The organism is Pseudomonas syringae group sp. J254-4 (genome assembly GCF_032586855.1).
GTDB classification, from domain to species: domain Bacteria; phylum Pseudomonadota; class Gammaproteobacteria; order Pseudomonadales; family Pseudomonadaceae; genus Aquipseudomonas; species Aquipseudomonas amygdali.
This window is the reverse complement of record NZ_JAWHOO010000014.1, coordinates 138,387-156,794: the sequence shown is the minus strand read 5'-3', so window position 1 is coordinate 156,794 and position 18,408 is coordinate 138,387. Positions and strand designations below refer to the sequence as shown.

Here is an 18,408-nt window from a genome sequence, read left to right as displayed (position 1 = left end):
GTGGAATACAGAATGCAGGCCGCCAAGGCAGCGTAGGTGGATAATTGTCCAACCTTCGGGGGTCATACCAGAGCGTGGGGAACGATAACCTCAACTATGACTATCGTGCGACGCTCCGCGTCGCATGCCGTTCTGGACGCTCTGCGTCCTCTTGAGCGACGTGTTCAAGGTCATCAAGGTCATGACCGCGCTGTTTTCTGATAGGGTTACGCCCCTCTTTTAAGCCCCTTTCAGCGAGTCCATCGTGCTCAATTACCTGTGGTTCTTTCTCGCAGCCCTGTTCGAGATATTTGGCTGCTATGCCTTCTGGCTATGGCTGCGCCAAGGCAAAAGCGCGCTGTGGGTCATTCCGGCACTCATCAGCCTGACACTGTTCGCGCTGTTGCTGACACGTGTGGAAGCGGCCTATGCAGGCCGAGCCTATGCGGCGTATGGCGGGATTTACATCGTAGCGTCGATTGCCTGGCTGGGGCTGGTCGAGCGGGTCAGGCCGCTGGGCACGGACTGGCTGGGGCTGGCTTTCTGCGTGATCGGCGCCACCATCATCCTGCTGGGGCCGCGCTGGTCTGCTGCATGAAAAACTGCAGCTGCCAACGATATTTCCTACAGATCCAGCTAGAAAGTAAGACCCTTCCTTCAGTCTTTTCCGATGCGCTTGAAGGGCGTTACTGATTTGCCATCAGCGCATTGAAGCGCTCGGTTTCGCGATGCACCCTGCCTTTTTGCGCAACGAGAAGGGTGGGAAAAATGCTGGTACTGACGCGGGAAATTGGTGAAACGTTTTCAATCGGTGATGACATCACCGTGCAGATTCTGGGTATCAACGGCAATCAGGTGAGGCTCGGGATCAACGCCCCGAAAGACATCAAGGTTCACCGAGCCGAGGTCTACAAGCGCATCGCCAACAAACTTTCGCAACAAGCGACAACGCCACTTCAATAGCCGACATTGTTCGCTTTATTGAAAACCCGATTCAGGCCCGCTCAAGGTTATTCAAAAAACTCCTTGGGCACATCGTGCTTGAGCATCAACTGACATTGCTGGCTCTCGAGATCGAAAAAGATCACTGCCTGCCCCTTGGTCAATGCATGACGCACGCGCAGTACACGCGTTTGCAGGGGCGTCTCGTCGCCATTGTCAGTGCCCTCACGCGTGACGAAATCCTCGATCAGGCGGGTGAGGGTGTCGGGTTCCAGTTGGTCGTAGGGGATCAGCATGGCGGTTCTCGTGTCGATGAGCAGCGATGATAGAACTGCGGTGCCAGGCACCGCAATTCACAGGCCCTCAACTTTCCTCGCGATTCTGCCCGATCAGGCTGTCGACCGGTGGCACACGGGTGTCGGATTCCATCTGCGCATCATGTTCGATCTGATGGCTGAACCGCTCCAGTGAACTCTGGGCCGGTTTGGCATCGCTGGCGAACACAGGTGGGCTCAATATGTAAGCACCCAGCAGCTTGCTCAGCGCTGCCAGGCTATCGATGTGCGTGCGCTCATAACCGTGAGTCGCGTCGCAGCCGAAGGCCAGCAGGGCCGTGCGGATGTCGTGCCCCGACGTCACTGCTGAATGCGCATCGCTGTAGTAATAGCGAAACAGGTCACGGCGTACCGGCAGTTCGTTCTCTACGCCCAGACGCAGCAAGTGGCGGGACAGATGGTAGTCGTACGGACCGCCCGAGTCCTGCATCGCCACGCTCACCGCGTGCTCGCTGGAGTGCTGGCCCGGTGCAACCGGCGCGATGTCGATACCGACGAACTCGCTCACGTCCCAAGGCAGTACGCCCGCTGCGCCCGTACCGGTTTCTTCGGTGATGGTGAACAACGGGTGGCAATCGATCAACGGCTCTGCACCGCTGTCTACAATGGATTTCAGCGCCGCAAGCAGCGCCGCGACACCGGCCTTGTCATCCAGATGGCGTGCACTGATGTGGCCGCTTTCGGTGAACTCCGGCAGCGGGTCGAACGCCACAAAGTCGCCGATACCGATGCCCAGCGATTCGCAGTCGGCACGTGTAGTGCAGTAGGCGTCCAGACGCAGCTCGACGTGATCCCAACTGATCGGCATCTCGTCCACGGCGGTATTGAACGCATGACCGGACGCCATCAACGGCAGAACGCTGCCACGAATCACGCCCGTGTCGGTGAATACACTGACACGGCTGCCCTCGGCAAACCGGCTTGACCAGCAACCGACTGCCGCCAGCGCCAGGCGGCCATTGTCTTTGACTTCCCGAACACTGGCACCGATGGTGTCCAGGTGCGCTGATACTGCACGGTCAGGGCTGTTCTGCTTGCCCTTGAGCGTGGCGCGGATCGTGCCGCGGCGGGTCAGCTCGAACGGGATGCCCAGTTCTTCAAGACGCTCGGCCACGTAACGCACGATAGTGTCGGTAAAACCGGTCGGACTTGGAATCGCGAGCATTTCCAACAGAACTTTCTGCAGGTATTTCAGATCCGGATCGGGGATATTTGCAGGGGTCATGGATGCTCCTTATGGAACAGTTGCAAGCCACAGGCTGCAAGGGCTGATAGCCCTTTTGCAGCCTGTGTCCGCAACTGCGATCAGATATGCACAGGCAGGCTGTGCGGAAACAACAGATCGACGAAACGTTCGGCGGTGGGTTGCGGTTCGTGGTTGGCAAGGCCCACGCGTTCATTGGCTTCGATGAACACGTACTCGGGCTGATCGGCGGCCGGCACCATCAGGTCCAGGCCGACGACGGGGATGTCCAGCGCCCGCGCTGCACGTACTGCTGCATCGCTGAGCACAGGGTGCAGAATGGCCGTGACATCTTCCAGGCAGCCTCCGGTGTGCAGGTTTGCAGCGCGGCGCACGGCCAGACGCTGATCCATTGGCAGGATATCGGCATAGTCAAAGCCGGCCTCGCGCACTGTGCGCTCGGTCTCCTGGTCCATCGGAATGCGGCTTTCGCCATCGGTCGCGGCGGCGCGGCGACGGCTCTGGGCCTCGATCAACTGTTTGATGGTATGGCGGCCATCACCAATGACCTCAGCCGGACGACGGATCGCTGCAGCCACCACCTGAAAGCCGATCACCACGATGCGCAGATCGAGGCCTTCATGAAAGCTTTCCAGAATGACGCGCGTGTCGAACTGACGGGCCTGCTCGATAGCGCTCTGAACGTCTTCAATGGTGCGTAGATCGACGGCAACGCCCTGGCCTTGCTCGCCATCCAGCGGCTTGACCACGATTTGCCCGTGCTCTTCAAGAAACGCCAGATTGTCGTCTGCACTGCCTGCCCGTTGCTGCGCGGGCAAGCGCAGACCGGCAGCCTTCAACGCACGATGGGTCAGGCTCTTGTCCTGACACAGGGTCATGCTCACTGCGCTGGTCAGATCGCTCAACGACTCACGACAGCGGATACGGCGACCGCCGTAGCTGAGGGTAAACAGGCCGGCATCGGCGTCATCCACCTGCACGTCAATACCACGACGATGGGCTTCCTCGACGATGATTCGCGCATATGGATTGAAGTCCGCCTGCGGGCCAGGGCCAAGAAATAACGACTCGTTGATGCCGTTCTTGCGCTTGATGGCGAAGGTCGGCAGGTTGCGGAAATTCAGCTTGGCGTACAGCGCCTTGGCCTGATCGTTGTCATGCAGCACCGACAGGTCGAGGTAGCTCAGACCGCGGCTCATGAAGTGCTCGATCAAATGCCGCACCAGCACTTCACCCACGCCGGGGCGTGTGCATTGCGGGTCAACCGCCAGGCACCAGAGGCTGCTGCCTTTTTCCGGGTCATTGAAGGCTTTCTGATGATCAAGGCCCATGACGCTGCCGATGATCGTGTTGCTGCCCTCATCTTCGGCCACCCAATACACCGGGCCACCTTCATGGCGCGGGGTCAGCAGCTCGGGGTCGATGGGCAACATGCCGCGCGCCAGATACAGGTTGTTGATGGCCTGCCAGTCGTTTTCATTGTGCGCACGGCGGATGCGGTAGCCGCGAAACACACGGTGCGCGGGGCGGTAATCGCTGAACCATAGACGCAACGTGTCCGACGGGTCGAGAAAAAGCTGCTGCGGCGATTGCGCCAATACCTGCTGCGGCGCAGCCACGTACAGGGCGATGTCGCGCTCGCCGGGTTTTTCGTTGAGCAGGTCCTGAGCCAGCGCGGCCGGATCAGGGTAGGTGTGACCGATCAGCAAGCGTCCCCAGCCACAATGCAGCGCCAGAGGGTCTGCATCTATCTGGCTGCCGTCTTCAGCGAGTCGTGCCTGCAGACGTTCGTACGAGGGCGACTGGCCGCGCAACAGGCGCTGGCTATAAGTCGTCGCGTTCTGTTTCATCGATCACAGTCCCTGTTCGCTGAGCCACAGGTTCAGCGCTGCCAGTTGCCACAGCTTGGAGCCGCGCAATGGCGTGAGCTGGCCCTCGGGGTTGGTCAGCAGCTTGTCGACCATGGCAGGGTTGAACAGGCCGCGGTCCTGACTGGAGTCGGTCAGCAGTTCGCGCACCCAATTAAGGGTGTCGCCCTGCAGGTGCTTGAGGCCGGGAACCGGGAAGTAACCCTTTTTGCGGTCGATCACTTCCGAAGGAATGACCAGACGCGCAGCTTCTTTCAGCACCTGCTTGCCACCGTCGGGCAGCTTGAATTTCCCCGGGATGCGAGCCGACAGTTCGACCAGACGGTAGTCAAGGAACGGCGTACGCGCTTCCAGGCCCCAGGCCATGGTCATGTTGTCGACACGCTTGACCGGGTCATCGACCAGCATCACCGTACTGTCCAGGCGCAAGGCCTTGTCGACCGCGGCGCTGGCACCGGGCTGGGCAAAGTGATCGCGAACGAAATCACCGGCTGCGTCGTTGGCTGTGCGCCACTTCGGCTGCACCGTCTCGGCGTATTCGGCGTAGCTGCGGTCGACAAACGCATCGCGGTAGGCTGCAACCGGGTCGCTCGCGCCGTCCACTTGCGGGTACCAGTGGTAACCGGCGAACAGTTCGTCAGCGCCCTGGCCGCTCTGTACCACCTTGCAATGCTTGGACACTTCACGCGACAGCAGGTAGAAGGCGATGCAATCGTGGCTGACCATCGGCTCGCTCATGGCGCGGAACGCCGCAGGCAACTGCTCGATGATCTCGCTTTCCTGAATACGCAGCTGGTGATGGCGTGTGCCGTAATGCTTGGCGATCAGGTCGGAATACTGAAATTCGTCGCCACGCTCGCCACCGGCATCCTGAAAGCCGATAGAGAAGGTCGACAGGTCTTCGACCCCCACTTCCCGCAACAGGCCGACCAGCATGCTGGAGTCGACACCGCCGGAAAGCAGCACGCCGACATCCACCGCAGCGCGCTGACGGATCGCCACCGCTTCACGTGTACTGTCCAGTACGCGGTCGCGCCAGTCTTCGAGCGTGAGGTTTTTCTCGTCTTCATGAGGACCGTAAGGCAGGGTCCACCAGACTTTCTGCTCGACCTTGCCGCTGGCGTCGATGCGCATCCAGCTGGCTGGCGGCAACTTCTCGACGCCCGCCAACAGCGTGCGCGGTGCAGGCACCACAGCGTGGAAGTTGAGGTAATGGTTGAGCGCCACTGGATCAAGCATTCCGCTGATATCACCACCCTTGAGCAGGGCAGGCAGCGAAGACGCGAAGCGCAGGCGCTTGTCGGTTTTCGACAGGTACAACGGCTTTACGCCGAGGCGGTCACGGGCGATGAACAGCTGCTTGCTGTCACGCTCCCAGATGGCGAAGGCGAACATGCCATTGAGCTTGGGCAGCATGTCTGCGCCCCAGGCGTGATAGCCCTTGAGCAACACCTCGGTGTCGCCACCGGAATGGAACTGATAGCCAAGGCTTTCCAACTCGGCACGCAATTCCGGGAAGTTGTAAATCGCACCGTTGAAGGCCATGGACAAGCCCAGATGACTGTCGATCATCGGCTGCGCCGAGCCATCCGACAGGTCCATGATTTTCAGACGGCGATGACCAAGGGCAACCGGCCCCTGGCTGTGAAACCCCCACGCATCCGGGCCGCGAGGCGCCAGCTCATGGGTAATGCGTTCAACAGCGGCCAGGTCCGCTGGTTGATGGTCAAAACGAAGTTCACCTGCTAATCCGCACATAAGTCCTTACCGGGTTTCCGTTGGGGAGGTGACTGAGAAAGTGCAGTCACCCAGAAACTGACCCAGTGAGGGCATGGTAGTTTTAGATCAAAAAGTTATAAGAGTTTGTTTTCAGCGGGTTTGGCTGCATTGGCTGGCTCCCTCGTCGAGCCAGGCAACCACAGGCTAGTCTTAGCGAAATAAGTTGTGAAGGAATAAAAAAGATAACTCTGGGTGCCTTTTTTGTATTGTCTTAACATGCGCCCAGGGTTATATTTTTTAAGTCGAATGACTGGAGGTGGGGGTGCAGAGCAGGCAATTGATAAAGGAGCTTGAAGCAGATGGATGGATTCTGGATCGTGTTTCAGGCAGTCACCATATGTTCAAGCATCCTGAAAAACTTCAGACAGTCCCCGTGCCGCATCCCAAGAAAGACTTGCCATTCGGAACGGTGCGGGCCATCAAAAAGCTTGCCGGGCTGGTTTAGTCCAGTTTTGCCCTGATACCCTTTTGGAGAAAAAAATGAAATATCCAATGTGCATAGAATGGGGAAGCGAAACCACGGCGTTTGGTATCCAGATTCCCGATATCCCAGGTGCCGTAACCGCAGGCGATACGTTCGAGGAAGCCCACGCCGCGGCGGTGGAGATTGCTCATATCATGCTTCAGGAAATAGCAGCTGGCGGTGGAACCATACCCAAGGCCGGCACTGTTGCTCAGCACGCCAGGAATGCCGATTTCGCCGGAATGGGCTGGGGCATGATCGAGATTGACGTAACGCCTTATCTTGGTAAGACGGAGAAGGTCAACGTCACACTGCCTGGTTTCGTGATCAAGCAGATCGATCGCTATGTACGGGATCACAGCATCAAGAGTCGTTCCACCTTCCTGGCCGACGCGGCGCTGGAAAAACTGGGCCGGGCATGACGGCTAATCGGAGTGCTCAATACCCGGTCATCTCCAGATACCCCACGCCTTCCTGACTCCCGCTGAACCTCACCGGCCCCTCCCAGTAGGGAATGCTCACGCCCATCCAGGCGGCCGGGTTCAGCGCATCGGTGGTGATGTCCAGGTTTTTGCCGGGGACCCTGACTCTCCAGCGGGTGGGCACTTTATGCTCGCCGATCAATGTTTCTTTCAGTGGCTCCAGGCTGATCTCATTGGCGTGCAGCATCCGGGTGGTGCCATCGGCGCTGATCCAGTTGCCGGTCAGGTAGGGTGTACTTTCCTTGTGGCGGATGCGGTAAAGCATCAAGCGGTCGCCGCCTGCCAGTTGCAGCGAGAACCAGTCCCAGCCGCTCTGATTGGCGGTCAGTGGCTGGCTGCTCCACTCCCGGTCCAGCCAGGCATTACCGGTGACCTGATAGGTTTTTCCTTCAATTACTACGCTGCCTTTGGCGTCGAAGAATGGCTGGCTGTAGTAGTACGACGCCTGGCCCGCTTCCGATTTCTGGCTGTAGCCTTGTTCGCCCTGCAACACCAGCGGCTTACTGGAGGTCAGGTGCAGGTTGTAGCGGAAGTCCTTGCCGCTTGCCTTGAGTTGCATCGATGCGAGCGGGTCTCCGGTTTGAGCAGTGCTGGTGAATGCCCAATCGTCGATCCACGCCGAGAAGGGCACCGACGTCACGTTTGCCTGGTCGACTCCACCCCGTGCGTAACGCTCTGCCACGTAATGGCCGCTGCTCGATGTGGCTGCTGCATGGCCCAGCCAGATCGTGCCGTCATTCCACCCGCTGCCGGTCTGTTGGCCGGGTCGCAGGGCATTGCGAAACAACGTCCACTGCACGCCGAACTGCTGGCCCGCGTCGTCCTTGAGGGTGGCGGTGATGTACCACCACTCGATACGAAAGCCGGGGTGCTGGCCGTGGTCCTGCGGGAATGAAAAGACCTTGCCGGGTGTCACCTGCGCATAGCTGTCGGCCGTATTGCCCAGACCGGCGAAACCGCTTTCAGGTTGCGGTTTGTCGTCGCAGGCGGTGAGCAGCATTGCGACGACCAGCGGCATCAGCCATTTATTGTTCATTGGCGAATGTCCTGATTAGATCCGCTGGACGGCTGCGATACAACTTCAGCAGCGGCCAGGCCGAGGCCAGCAAAGTCGCCAGCATCGCCAGTGCCATCAAGTGCATAAGTTGCAGCGGGAACACCTGCAGCGGCAGGCGCCAGCCAAAGGCGCGAACGTTGATCACCGCATCCAGGCACCAGGCCAGTAACAGCCCCAGTGGTAGCGCGAGCACCAGTGTCAGGACCGCCAGCAGCCAGGTCTGTCCCAGGTTGAGCAGCATCAGTTGCCGTCGCGTGACACCCAGCGCCCACAATGGGGCGAGCTGCCCCAGGCGGCTCTGGCTTTGAGTCAGCAGGCTGATGAACAGCGCCACGCCAGCCACGCCCAGTGTCAGGCTGTTGAGTGCGGCAGTGGCGGCAAATGTACGTTCAAAGACCTGGCTCGACCAGCCCTTGAGCTGGCTCTGATCGATGATGTGATTATCGTCCAGCTTGAAACGCTCTTGCAGCCGGGTGACCAGTGAGGGGATTGCCGCCTGATCGACTCTCAGGTTGAAACGCACCGGCATCGATTGCGGCCAGTGAGCGAGCAGGTGCCGGGAGTTGACCAGCAGATGGCCCTTGGGGTTGCCATAGTCGGCATAGATCCCGACGATGCGCGGGGTCCACTTGCCAGTGGGTACCGGGATACTCAGCGTATCTTCCAGCCCCAGTTGAAGGCGGCGGGCCAATTGTTCGCTGAGCATGACTGTGTCTTCATCGCGCAACAGATTCCACGGATCACCGGCGACGGATTCCAGCAACGCCCAGTGCTGGCGATAGGTGTCGTGATCGATCACGCCAAACAGGTCCGCTGGCCAGCCCTGGACTTGCACCGGCACTTGCCAGTTGGGCAGCACGGCGCCGATATCCTGTTGCCGGCTCAGCCAGGTGTTCAGCGGCTCGGCCTGCTCCGGATTCTGCGGGCTGACATACAGTTCGGCGGTCAGGCGTTGCTCCAGCCAACTGTTGAACGTCTGACGAAAACCCGACGTCATGCTGCCTGCGCCGATGTTCGCGGCCATCGCCAGCAGCAGGGCCATCAGCGCCAGACTCAGGGCGGGCAACTGTTGACGGCAATCCGCCAGAAACCATTGCCCAAGCACCGAGCGACTGCGCTTCAACAGACCGCCAAGCATGGCGTCCAGTAAAACCGGCAGGGCCAGCGCGGCACTGAGCAGCAGGGCGGACATCATCACAAACCCCAGCATCAGACTGGTGCCGAATAACAGCGCGCTCACGGCCACCAACGCGCCCAGCACCGCCACCCACGCCTGGCGCTGCAACCATCGCGCATGCGCTTGCTGCCATGCCTGGGCATCGGCCAGTGCCAACAACGGCAGGCGCGCAGCCCGCAACAGGCTATTGGCACCGGCCAGCAACGCGCCAAGCAGACTCAGGCCGATACCGCTCAGCCACCACCACAGACTGAGGTTCAACTGGCCGGCGACTTCCGCGCCGTACAAGCCGCGCAGACTGGCCGCGACATCCGGCAATAACAGGCTGGCCAGCAGATAGCCGCTGACCACGCCGAAAATACCGCCCAACAGAGCCAGTGCGCCCAACTCTACGCCCAGCGCAGCTATCAACAGGCGTGCGCTGACGCCACAGGCACGCAGGTTGCGCAGCAGGCCACGACGCTGTTCAAGGGCCAGGCCAATGGCCGCGTGGACAATAAACAGGCCGACGATAAAGGACAGCACCCCGAGCGCATTCAGATTCAGGTGGAAGCTTTCGGTGAGGCGCTCCAGATTGTTTTCTTCGCCGCTTTTCTTGATCACCAGCAGGTCATTCAGGGCTGCCGGTAGCGCAGGGTTCTGCCGGGCAAAATCCTTGGCCAGCAGCATTCCGGACAATTGCCCCGGCTGGCCCAGCAACGGTTGCGCAAAGCCTATGTCAGTCAGTAAAACGCCGGGCGCCATGTCGGGTTTGGCGTGCAAGGGGGGCAGCGGAACACCGGTTTCGGTCAACGGCTGCTGGCCTTCTTCGAGCCCCAGCGCTTGCAGGGTCTGCGGCGCAATCCAGGTCATGCCCGGCGGCGTGAGGAAGTCCACGACCTGTTCGGCGTTCAGCGTCTGCCCGGCCAGTGGCGAGCCGGTCGGCAAAGTCACCGGCTCGATACCCATCAGTTGCAGGCGACGGTCTTCGCGCCCTTGAAGCACGATACGGCCTTGCAGCATGGGCGATACGGGCCAGCCTTCGCGGCGCAACTCGATAAACAATGCCTGCGGGAACAGCCCGCCGCTGCTGGCCGTAATATGGGTCTGCGGCTCGCCGCCAATCAACTGGCTGGCACGCTGATAGCTTTCCCGCGCCTGGCTGTTGAGCGCCTGCACACCGGTAAGCAGCGCGGTGGCCAGCCACAAGCCGGTCAGCACACTGAAAAACTGCACCGGATGACGACGCCAATGGCTCAGCAGGGCGCGCAGGGTCCAATAGAAAACCCGCATCAGCGCTCGCCTTCGACAGCCAGACGTCCGAGATGCAGTACCACTTTGCGCCCCAGTCGGTCAGCGACCCGCGGGCTGTGGGTGACCATCAACAGGCTGGTAGGGCTGTCGGCGAGCACATCCAGCAGCAGTTGCAGCACTTCGTCGCTGGTGGTCTCGTCGAGATTGCCGGTGGGCTCGTCAGCCAGCAGCAGGCCGGGTCGAGAAGCGAGGGCGCGGCCTATCGCCACTCGTTGCTGCTGTCCGCCGGAGAGCTGTTCGGGATAGCGATTCAGCAGCGTGCCCAGACCCAGACGCTCGATCAAGTGCGTCTGCCAGAGCGCATCGAATCGCCCGGCCAGTCGTGCCTGGAACGCCAGATTGTCAGCGATTTTCAGGCTGCCGATCAGGTTGAACTGCTGAAACACCAGGCCGATTTCGGTCCGCCGCCAGTTCGCCAGCTGGCTTTCGTTCATCAAGTCCAGGCGTTGGCCGGCAACCTCGATGCTGCCGTCATCGACCTGATCAAGGCCCGCGACCAGATGCAGCAAGGTGCTTTTGCCACTGCCGGATTCGCCCATCAACGCCAGGCTTTCGCCCTGTATCAGATGCAGATCGACACCACGCAAGACATCCAGCTGTCCCTGTGCCGTGGTGTAGCGCTTGAATACGTTTCGCACTTGCAGCATGAGCGGCCCAATCGTTCTGACAGAAACTCAAGAGTAGCGCCTGAGCGCAAGCGCGTCGCGACTAGATATCAGCTATCGTGCGACGCTCCGCGTCGTCATGCCGTTCAGGACGCTCTGCGTCCTCTTTGCTACGCAGAGCGTCGCGACCAGCATTCCCGAACGACAATCATAAGGCTACTTCCCGCCGCCGCGAATCAACCCGCGCAGGGCAAACCGATTGGGGTGACAGGCTTCGGCAACGCTACGCGGCAAGGGCAGGGGTTCGTTATCGAGCCAGGCGGCGATCAGTTCGCCACACAGCGGCGCGGTGATAAGCCCGCGGGAACCATGGCCGCTGTTGACGTACAGGCCGTCCAGCCACGGGCAGGCGACGTCCGGCACCTGACGTGCGTCCTTGCCCAGCGCGGCATAGGCCTGTACGAACGCCTCGCGGTCGGCCAGCGGACCGACGATGGGCAGGTAATCCGGGCTGGTACAGCGAAAGGCTGCGCGACCCTGCAATTGCTCGGGCGACAAATCGGCGGTCTCGAGGCGCGAAGTGAGGTCTTCGGAAATCTCCCGCAACAGCCCCAGATTGTCCAGATGATCGGCCAGGTTCGGCGTCAGATCGGTGCTGTTGAAATCGAAACTGGCCCCGAGCGTATGTTCGCCTAGACGCGCCGGAGCCACATAACCCTCGGCGCACACCACGCTGCGCAATGCCGTGCTGGCCTGAGTCTGCGGCAAACGGGTGATCTGCCCGCGGATGCGTTTGAGCGGTAAGTCGGCGCTCTGCGAAAACTGCTGGATATCAGCTGCCCCGGCCAGCACCACGACCGGAGCACTGTCGATCAACTGTTCGTCACTCCAGACCTTCCACTGATCATCGACGCGTCTCAGCTCCAATGCCTGCTGATGAGCGATCAGACGGATATTGGCGTGCGCGGCCTGTGCGTGACACAGCGCAGGCGGATGAACCCAGCCGCCCTCGGGGTAAAACAGCCCGCCACTGTTCAGCGCAACGCCGCTTTGCGCCTCGGCCGCTGGTTGGTCGAGCAGGTGCAGGAGAGATTCGGGGAAGGCATCGGCCAGCTGTTTCTGACGCAGCGCTTCCTTGTCATCGAAGGTCAGTTGCAGCACCCCGCAAGCGTCCCAGTCGACTCCGCGCTGCAAGCGTTCAAGCAGCCTTCGCGTGTGGCCAAAACCGCTGAGGATCAACTGTGAAAGCGCTGTGCCATGTGCCGATAACTTCAGGTACAGCACGCCCTGCGGGTTGCCGGACGCTTCCTGCGCGGGTGCGGCGTGGCGCTCCAGCAGGCTGACCTGCCAACCCCGCTGCGCCAGGCTCTGTGCGGTGGCGCAGCCTGCCAGCCCAGCACCGATTACCAGTGCCTTGCGCTCGCCGTCAGTCGGCGCGGGGCGGGCGAACCAGGGCTTGGCAGCAGCCGGGTGCGCCACGTCCTCTGGCCAGGCGATAAACGTGCCGCGCAGCACTTCCCATTTATGGCCGATGCCCGGCACCCGCTTCATTTTGAAGCCTGCTGCGTTCAGCGAGCGGCGCACCCAGCCGGTGCTGGTAAACGTGCCTATTGTGGCGTTCGGTGCAGACAGCCGCGCCAGCTCGGCAAACAGTTCGGGTGTCCACATTTCCGGGTTTTTCGCTGGCGCAAACCCGTCGAGAAACCACGCATCAATCTGCCCATCCAACTGCGGCAGCATCTGCAGCGCATCGCCAATCAGCAGGGTCAGGGTCACGCGGCCGTTATCGAATATCAGGCGCTGAAAGCCTTCGTGCACGGCTACGTAATGGTCGAGCAATTGCCGGGCGAACGTTGACAGCTCCGTCCACAACGCCAGGGCACGCTGCAGGTCGGCGCGGCTCAGCGGGTATTTCTCGACGCTGACGAACTGCAGGCGCGCATTGGCCGGCGCGCATTCATCGAACAACTGCCAGGCACAGAGGAAATTCAATCCGGTGCCAAAGCCGGTTTCACCAATGATCAGCCTGCCGTCGTCCGGCAGCTCGCTGAAACGCCGACGCAGGTCGTTCTGCACCAGAAACACATGGCGCGTCTCGTCCAGACCGGACTCTGTGGAAAAGTAGACATCGGAGAAATCGCGGGAACGCGGGTTGCCTTGTTCGTCCCAGTCTATCCGGGCTTGGCGGGTAATGGTCATGTCAGGCTCAGCGGTGGCAGTGGGGGCATTTTAGCCGTGTGAGAGGATAAAAGTGCGATCACTGCTGCGCGGATTGACCGATGCCCGCAATCGGTGGTCAGAATGCTCACTGAGGGTTGTCCACCGGGCGTTCTCTGAGCCATCCCCCAATCAGGAGTTGTGCATGTTTGAATCCGCTGAAATCGGTCATGCCATTGACGACGAGACCTACGAAGCTGCTTTGCCCGAGTTGCGCGAAGCCTTGCTGGAGGCGCAGATAGACCTGCACGAGCAGGCCGGTCGGCAGATCATCGTACTGATCAACGGCATAGAGGGCGCAGGCAAGGGCGAGACCGTCAAACTGCTCAGCGAATGGATGGACCCGCGCCTGATCGAGGTGCGCACCTTCGATCAGCAGACCGACGAAGAATTGGCTCATCCGCCCGCTTGGCGTTACTGGCGACAACTGCCTGCCAAGGGGCGCATGGGGATTTTCTTTGGTAACTGGTATAGCCAGATGTTGCAGGGCAGGGTCCACGGCCGTTTCAAGGACGCGGTGCTCGACCAAGCCATCAGCGGTGCCGAGCGCCTGGAAAAGATGCTCTGTGACGAAGGCGCGCTGATCTTCAAATTCTGGTTTCACCTGTCCAAGAAGCAGATGAAGCTGCGCCTCAAAACCCTCAAGGATGATCCGCTGCACAGCTGGCGCATCAGCCCGCTGGACTGGCAGCAGTCCAAGACTTACGACAAGTTCGTGCGCTTCGGTGAGCGGGTGTTGCGTCGCACCAGCCGCGAATATGCGCCCTGGCATGTGATCGAAGGCGTGGACGCCAACTACCGCAGCCTGACGGTTGGCCGCCTGCTGCTGGAAGGCATGCAGGCTGCACTGAAAAAGGTCGAACCCGAGCCCGCTGCGCTGACCGTCGGCCCGCTGGCAATCCATGACAACGAGCTGACCCTGCTGGACAGCCTCGACCTGAGCCTGCACCTGAGCAAGGACGACTACCAGCAGCAGCTCATCACCGAGCAGGCGCGCCTGTCCGGCAACATGCGCGACAAACGCATGAAAAGCCATGCGCTGGTGGCCGTGTTCGAAGGCAACGACGCGGCAGGCAAAGGCGGTGCGATACGCCGTGTTGCAGCGGCACTCGACCCGCGTCAGTACGCTATCGTACCGATTGCCGCGCCGACCCAGGATGAACGCGCTCAGCCGTATTTGTGGCGTTTCTGGCGGCAGATACCGGCGCGCGGCAAATTCACTATTTTTGACCGCTCGTGGTACGGCCGGGTGTTGGTCGAGCGGGTCGAGGGCTTTTGCAGCGAGTCCGACTGGAAGCGCGCCTACGCCGAAATCAATGACTTCGAAGAGCAACTCACGGACGCAGGCATTGTGGTGGTCAAGTTCTGGCTGGCCATCGATCAGCAGACTCAGCTGGAACGTTTTCAAGAGCGCGAAAAGATCCCGTTCAAGCGTTACAAGATCACCGAAGACGACTGGCGCAACCGCAAGAAATGGCCGGATTACCGCCAGGCAGTGGGCGACATGGTGGATCGCACCAGCACCGAAATTGCGCCGTGGACACTGATCGAGGCCAACGACAAGCGCTGGGCGAGGGTCAAGGTGTTACGCACTATCAACGAGGCGCTGGAAAAGGCGTTTGGTAAAGACAAGAAGAAGTGATCGTCTGAACCGCGTGCCTGCCTGCATCGGCACTGGCGGGCGTAGCGGGGCATCATTTGCGAGGCGGGCGCGTTTTCTGCCTGATGATGTAAATGGTCACCAGCACCGCGCTGGTCAGCATGAACGCTCGTGCCCAGGGCTGTGCGATCAGGTAGCACGACAGGCCGATGCTCAACCACATCAGGCCGATTGCGTACACCTTGCCCTTGAGCGGGATGCCGTTGCCTTCAAGGTAATCTCGAATCCACGGGCCGAGCTGCGGGTGGTTGACCAGCCAGTGGTAGAAACGTGGAGAGCTGCGGGCGAAGCAGGCGGTGGCCAGCAAGAGAAAGGGTGTGGTGGGCAGCACCGGCAGGAAAATACCGACGACGCCCAGTACCACGCTCAACCAGCCAACCGCTATCAGCAGATAGCGCACCGACCGGTGACGGCTGGTGCGCGGTGGGTCTTGCGCCATAGGCGCAGACTCAGTGGTGGCGGGGCTTGAGGATCGCCGGCTTTTCGTCCGGAGCCTGGCAGAGCAGGTACAGGGCGGTCAGTGCTTCGGGGATTTGCACGATCATGTCGTCCATCAGGTTGGCGTCCTGGGCAATGTCGGCGAACTCCGGCTGCTCATCGAACAGGCCCGAACCGACCATGATCGGCAGGAGCATTTCGCTGACTTCTTCCTCGGCACTTTCGAACCAGGCGTTTTCACGCAGGAACACGCCTTCCATGAAGCCGATGCACCAGCCACGCAGGTCCGAATCATCCGGATCGTCGCCCAGGTCGAGATCACATGGCAGTTCGAACTCTTCGTCCGACGCCAGCTGGCGGGCAATGTGTGCCTTGAGTGCGATCAGCGTGGCTTCGACTTCTGTCTGTTGCGCCTCGCTGCTGTACTGCGGCGGCTCGGAGAACAGCGCGTCGATCCACTCGCGCTCCGGCACGTCTTCGGCACAGATGGACAGGGCGGTCAGGTAGCCATGAGCGGCCACGTAGTCCAGTGCTTCTTCGTGCAGTTCATCTGCATCGAGGAAGACTTGCAGGCGGGTTAATTGCTCAGCGAAGGACATGGAAGCGCTACCTTGAAAATAAACGATGCTGGATTCTAGGCCCTGAGCGTCCTTGGCGCCAGCGCGCAGGCCAATTGCGGTTAATTTCGACCGCTCATGTCCGAGCCATCCATTGCTCTCGAGTGCTCGGGTATACTCCCCCGTTTTGCAGTGCAGCAGGATATTCCGGGGTTTTTATGCTTGAGCAGGCACAACGCGTACTTAAAGACATCTTCGGTTACGACAGCTTTCGTGGTCGCCAGGGTGCCATTATCGAGCGTGTAGCCAACGGTGGCGATGCACTGGTGCTGATGCCGACCGGTGGTGGCAAGTCCCTGTGTTTTCAGGTGCCGGGGCTGTTGCGTGAGGGGCTCTGTGTGGTCGTCTCGCCGCTTATCGCGCTGATGGACGATCAGGTTGCCACGCTGGATGAACTGGGTGTGTCCGCTGCTGCACTCAATTCCACCCTCAGTGCCGAGCAACAGCGCGAACTGGCTAACCGCATTCGCCTGGGCGAAGTGAAAATGCTCTACCTCGCCCCGGAGCGCCTGGTTCAGCCGCGCATGCTGTCATTCCTGCAAAACCTTCAAATTGCCCTGTTTGCCATCGATGAAGCGCACTGCGTATCGCAATGGGGTCATGATTTCCGCCCTGAGTACCTGCAACTGGGGCAACTGGCCGAGCTGTTTCCGGATGTGCCGCGCATTGCGCTGACTGCCACCGCCGACAAGCGTACCCGCGAAGAAATCGTCACGCGCCTGCACCTGCAAAACGCCGAGCGCTTTCTGTCCAGCTTCGACCGGCCAAACATCTTCTATCGCATCGTGCCCAAGGAACAGCCGCGCAAACAGCTGCTGGCGTTCCTCTCCGAACGGCGCAGCGATGCCGGTATCGTCTACTGCCTGTCGCGCAAGAAAGTCGATGAAGTGGCCGTTTTTCTGAGCGAAAACGGCTATCCCGCGCTGCCGTATCACGCCGGGCTGCCATCGGAAACCCGTGCTGCCAACCAGAAACGCTTCCTTAATGAGGAAGGGCTGATCATGGTCGCGACCATCGCGTTCGGCATGGGCATCGACAAACCCAACGTGCGTTTTGTTGCGCACATGGACCTGCCCAAATCGCTCGAGGCCTACTATCAGGAAACCGGCCGGGCCGGGCGTGATGGCCTGCCTGCCGATGCCTGGATGGCCTACGGTCTGCAAGACGTGCTGATGCTCAAGCAGATGTTGCAGAACTCCGAAGGCGACGAGCGCCACAAGCGTCTGGAGCAGCACAAGCTCGACGCCATGCTCGCCCTGTGCGAAGAAACCCGCTGCCGTCGGCAGACCCTGCTGGCCTATTTCGACGAAGACATGCCCAACCCGTGCGGCCATTGCGACAACTGCGTCGATGGCGTGCAGACCTGGGATGCCACCGAACCTGCGCGTCAGGCGCTGTCGGCCATCTACCGGACCGGCCAGCGTTATGGCGTCGGTCATCTGGTCGATGTGCTGCTGGGCAAATCCAACGACAAGGTAGAAAGCTTCGGCCATCAGCATCTGTCGGTGTTCGGGGTCGGCAAGGCACGCACCGAGGCCGAGTGGCGCTCGCTGTTCCGCCAACTGGTGGCGCGCGGGCTGGCAGACATCGATCTTGAAGGCTATGGCGGCTTGCGCCTGAGCGACACGTGCCGGCCTTTGCTGCGTGGCGAAGTTACTCTGGAACTGCGCCGCGACCTCAAGCCACAAACCACTTCAAAGAGCAGTTCCGGCAGCCCGGCGAGCCAACTGGTGCGCGGCGAAGAGCGCGAGCAGTGGGAAGCCTTGCGTGCCTTGCGGCGCAAGCTGGCCGAGGAACATGCCGTGCCGCCTTACGTCATTTTCCCGGACTCGACCCTGCTGGAAATGCTGCGCAGCAAACCTGGATCGATGGCCGAGATGGCCAGGGTGGGCGGCGTGGGCGCACGCAAGCTGGAGCGTTACGGCGAGGCTTTTCTTGAAGTGCTCAGTGGCAAGGCCGAGGCACCACGGGTGGTGGCCGATGTACGCCACGAGCTGATCAGCCTGGCGCGTGCCGGTATGACCCCCACGCAGATCGCGGGCCAGTTGCAGTGCTCGGAAAAGAATGTCTACACCCTGTTGGCCGAGGCCATCGGCAAGCAGCAGCTGTCCATCGAGCAGGCACTGGATTTACCGGAAGACCTGTTGGGCGAGGTTCAGGATGCCTTTCTCGATGGCGAAGGAGAACTGCCACCGGTGTCGGCGATTGCCGAGCAATTTGCCGGGCGGGTGCCGGAGGGCGTTTTGTATTGCGTGCGAGCGGCGCTGCAATCGGAATTTGAGGTATAACAGC

The 18,408-nt window shown here is 60.7% G+C and carries 16 protein-coding genes; 6 read left to right on the top strand and 10 right to left on the bottom strand.

The annotated features are described in order from the left end of the window. The first annotated feature begins 244 nt into the window (after positions 1-244). A complete protein-coding gene (locus tag RYB09_RS17775) occupies positions 245-577 on the top strand; it encodes a YnfA family protein (protein ID WP_011168084.1) in 333 nt (110 codons plus the stop codon). Positions 578-747: 170 nt separating this feature from the next. After that, complete coding sequence (gene csrA / locus RYB09_RS17770) at positions 748-942, top strand: carbon storage regulator CsrA (RefSeq protein ID WP_002552557.1); 195 nt, start codon at positions 748-750, stop codon at positions 940-942. Positions 943-989: 47 nt separating this feature from the next. Here the strand turns inward: csrA and RYB09_RS17765 are convergent, their stop codons facing one another. From RYB09_RS17765 to RYB09_RS17750, 4 genes are all read right to left on the bottom strand, one after another. After that, positions 990-1,217 (bottom strand): YheU family protein, encoded by a 228-nt coding sequence (locus RYB09_RS17765; protein WP_003314533.1) that lies wholly within the window; start codon positions 1,215-1,217, stop codon positions 990-992. 67 nt (positions 1,218-1,284) lie between these two features. Further along, complete coding sequence (locus tag RYB09_RS17760; protein ID WP_002552559.1) at positions 1,285-2,481, bottom strand: osmoprotectant NAGGN system M42 family peptidase; 1,197 nt, start codon at positions 2,479-2,481, stop codon at positions 1,285-1,287. 80 nt (positions 2,482-2,561) lie between these two features. After that, positions 2,562-4,310, bottom strand: coding sequence for an N-acetylglutaminylglutamine synthetase (gene ngg, locus RYB09_RS17755; RefSeq protein WP_054071106.1), 1,749 nt, complete (start codon positions 4,308-4,310; stop codon positions 2,562-2,564). A 3-nt stretch (positions 4,311-4,313) separates the two neighbouring features. Further along, positions 4,314-6,086 carry an N-acetylglutaminylglutamine amidotransferase gene (locus RYB09_RS17750; protein ID WP_044322414.1) on the bottom strand — a complete coding sequence of 591 codons (1,773 nt, stop codon included), beginning with the start codon at positions 6,084-6,086 and terminating at the stop codon, positions 4,314-4,316. A gap of 283 nt (positions 6,087-6,369) precedes the next feature. On the opposite strand from RYB09_RS17750, the gene RYB09_RS17745 reads away from it, so the two are divergent. Further along, positions 6,370-6,552: a type II toxin-antitoxin system HicA family toxin gene (locus RYB09_RS17745; RefSeq protein WP_003434313.1), complete on the top strand. Its 183-nt coding sequence runs from the start codon at positions 6,370-6,372 to the stop codon at positions 6,550-6,552. 35 nt (positions 6,553-6,587) lie between these two features. Beyond that, a complete protein-coding gene (locus tag RYB09_RS17740; RefSeq protein ID WP_058400155.1) occupies positions 6,588-6,992 on the top strand; it encodes a type II toxin-antitoxin system HicB family antitoxin in 405 nt (134 codons plus the stop codon). 16 nt (positions 6,993-7,008) lie between these two features. Here RYB09_RS17740 and RYB09_RS17735 read toward each other — a convergent pair whose 3' ends face one another. The 4 genes from RYB09_RS17735 to mnmC all read right to left on the bottom strand — a co-directional run bounded on the left by RYB09_RS17735 (position 7,009) and on the right by mnmC (position 13,383). Next, positions 7,009-8,088, bottom strand: a complete 1,080-nt coding sequence (locus tag RYB09_RS17735; RefSeq protein WP_316889553.1) for a lipocalin-like domain-containing protein — start codon at positions 8,086-8,088, stop codon at positions 7,009-7,011. Then, complete coding sequence (locus RYB09_RS17730) at positions 8,078-10,558, bottom strand: ABC transporter permease (RefSeq protein WP_316889551.1); 2,481 nt, start codon at positions 10,556-10,558, stop codon at positions 8,078-8,080. The genes RYB09_RS17735 and RYB09_RS17730 overlap by 11 nt, the downstream gene beginning before the upstream one ends. Next, positions 10,558-11,226, bottom strand: a complete 669-nt coding sequence (locus RYB09_RS17725; protein ID WP_058400158.1) for an ABC transporter ATP-binding protein — start codon at positions 11,224-11,226, stop codon at positions 10,558-10,560. Before RYB09_RS17725 ends, RYB09_RS17730 begins: the two co-directional genes overlap by 1 nt. Positions 11,227-11,400: 174 nt before the next feature. After that, positions 11,401-13,383 carry a bifunctional tRNA (5-methylaminomethyl-2-thiouridine)(34)-methyltransferase MnmD/FAD-dependent 5-carboxymethylaminomethyl-2-thiouridine(34) oxidoreductase MnmC gene (gene mnmC / locus RYB09_RS17720; RefSeq protein ID WP_316889549.1) on the bottom strand — a complete coding sequence of 661 codons (1,983 nt, stop codon included), beginning with the start codon at positions 13,381-13,383 and terminating at the stop codon, positions 11,401-11,403. A 163-nt stretch (positions 13,384-13,546) separates the two neighbouring features. On the opposite strand from mnmC, the gene pap reads away from it, so the two are divergent. Then, positions 13,547-15,043 (top strand): polyphosphate:AMP phosphotransferase, encoded by a 1,497-nt coding sequence (gene pap, locus RYB09_RS17715; RefSeq protein WP_058400160.1) that lies wholly within the window; start codon positions 13,547-13,549, stop codon positions 15,041-15,043. Positions 15,044-15,095: 52 nt separating this feature from the next. Here pap and RYB09_RS17710 read toward each other — a convergent pair whose 3' ends face one another. Both RYB09_RS17710 and RYB09_RS17705 read right to left on the bottom strand, forming a co-directional pair. Beyond that, positions 15,096-15,500, bottom strand: coding sequence for a YbaN family protein (locus RYB09_RS17710; protein WP_230016640.1), 405 nt, complete (start codon positions 15,498-15,500; stop codon positions 15,096-15,098). Positions 15,501-15,510: 10 nt separating this feature from the next. Continuing rightward, a complete protein-coding gene (locus RYB09_RS17705) occupies positions 15,511-16,098 on the bottom strand; it encodes a YecA family protein (protein ID WP_002552569.1) in 588 nt (195 codons plus the stop codon). A 176-nt stretch (positions 16,099-16,274) separates the two neighbouring features. Between RYB09_RS17705 and recQ the strand changes: the two genes are divergently transcribed. Then, entirely contained in the window at positions 16,275-18,404 is a 2,130-nt protein-coding gene (gene recQ / locus RYB09_RS17700; RefSeq protein ID WP_005746239.1) for a DNA helicase RecQ, read from the top strand. Positions 18,405-18,408 lie beyond the last annotated feature (4 nt).

What these genes read in the sequence shown, in the direction of transcription:
- csrA (WP_002552557.1), top strand. Translation starts at nt 748, where the DNA reads ATGCTGGTACTGACGCGGGAAATTGGTGAAACGTTTTCAATCGGTGAT.
- RYB09_RS17765 (WP_003314533.1), bottom strand. Translation starts at nt 1,217, where the DNA reads ATGCTGATCCCCTACGACCAACTGGAACCCGACACCCTCACCCGCCTG.
- RYB09_RS17760 (WP_002552559.1), bottom strand. Translation starts at nt 2,481, where the DNA reads ATGACCCCTGCAAATATCCCCGATCCGGATCTGAAATACCTGCAGAAA.
- ngg (WP_054071106.1), bottom strand. Translation starts at nt 4,310, where the DNA reads ATGAAACAGAACGCGACGACTTATAGCCAGCGCCTGTTGCGCGGCCAG.
- RYB09_RS17750 (WP_044322414.1), bottom strand. Translation starts at nt 6,086, where the DNA reads ATGTGCGGATTAGCAGGTGAACTTCGTTTTGACCATCAACCAGCGGAC.
- RYB09_RS17740 (WP_058400155.1), top strand. Translation starts at nt 6,588, where the DNA reads ATGAAATATCCAATGTGCATAGAATGGGGAAGCGAAACCACGGCGTTT.
- RYB09_RS17735 (WP_316889553.1), bottom strand. Translation starts at nt 8,088, where the DNA reads ATGAACAATAAATGGCTGATGCCGCTGGTCGTCGCAATGCTGCTCACC.
- RYB09_RS17730 (WP_316889551.1), bottom strand. Translation starts at nt 10,558, where the DNA reads ATGCGGGTTTTCTATTGGACCCTGCGCGCCCTGCTGAGCCATTGGCGT.
- RYB09_RS17725 (WP_058400158.1), bottom strand. Translation starts at nt 11,226, where the DNA reads ATGCTGCAAGTGCGAAACGTATTCAAGCGCTACACCACGGCACAGGGA.
- mnmC (WP_316889549.1), bottom strand. Translation starts at nt 13,383, where the DNA reads ATGACCATTACCCGCCAAGCCCGGATAGACTGGGACGAACAAGGCAAC.
- pap (WP_058400160.1), top strand. Translation starts at nt 13,547, where the DNA reads ATGTTTGAATCCGCTGAAATCGGTCATGCCATTGACGACGAGACCTAC.
- RYB09_RS17710 (WP_230016640.1), bottom strand. Translation starts at nt 15,500, where the DNA reads ATGGCGCAAGACCCACCGCGCACCAGCCGTCACCGGTCGGTGCGCTAT.
- RYB09_RS17705 (WP_002552569.1), bottom strand. Translation starts at nt 16,098, where the DNA reads ATGTCCTTCGCTGAGCAATTAACCCGCCTGCAAGTCTTCCTCGATGCA.
- recQ (WP_005746239.1), top strand. Translation starts at nt 16,275, where the DNA reads ATGCTTGAGCAGGCACAACGCGTACTTAAAGACATCTTCGGTTACGAC.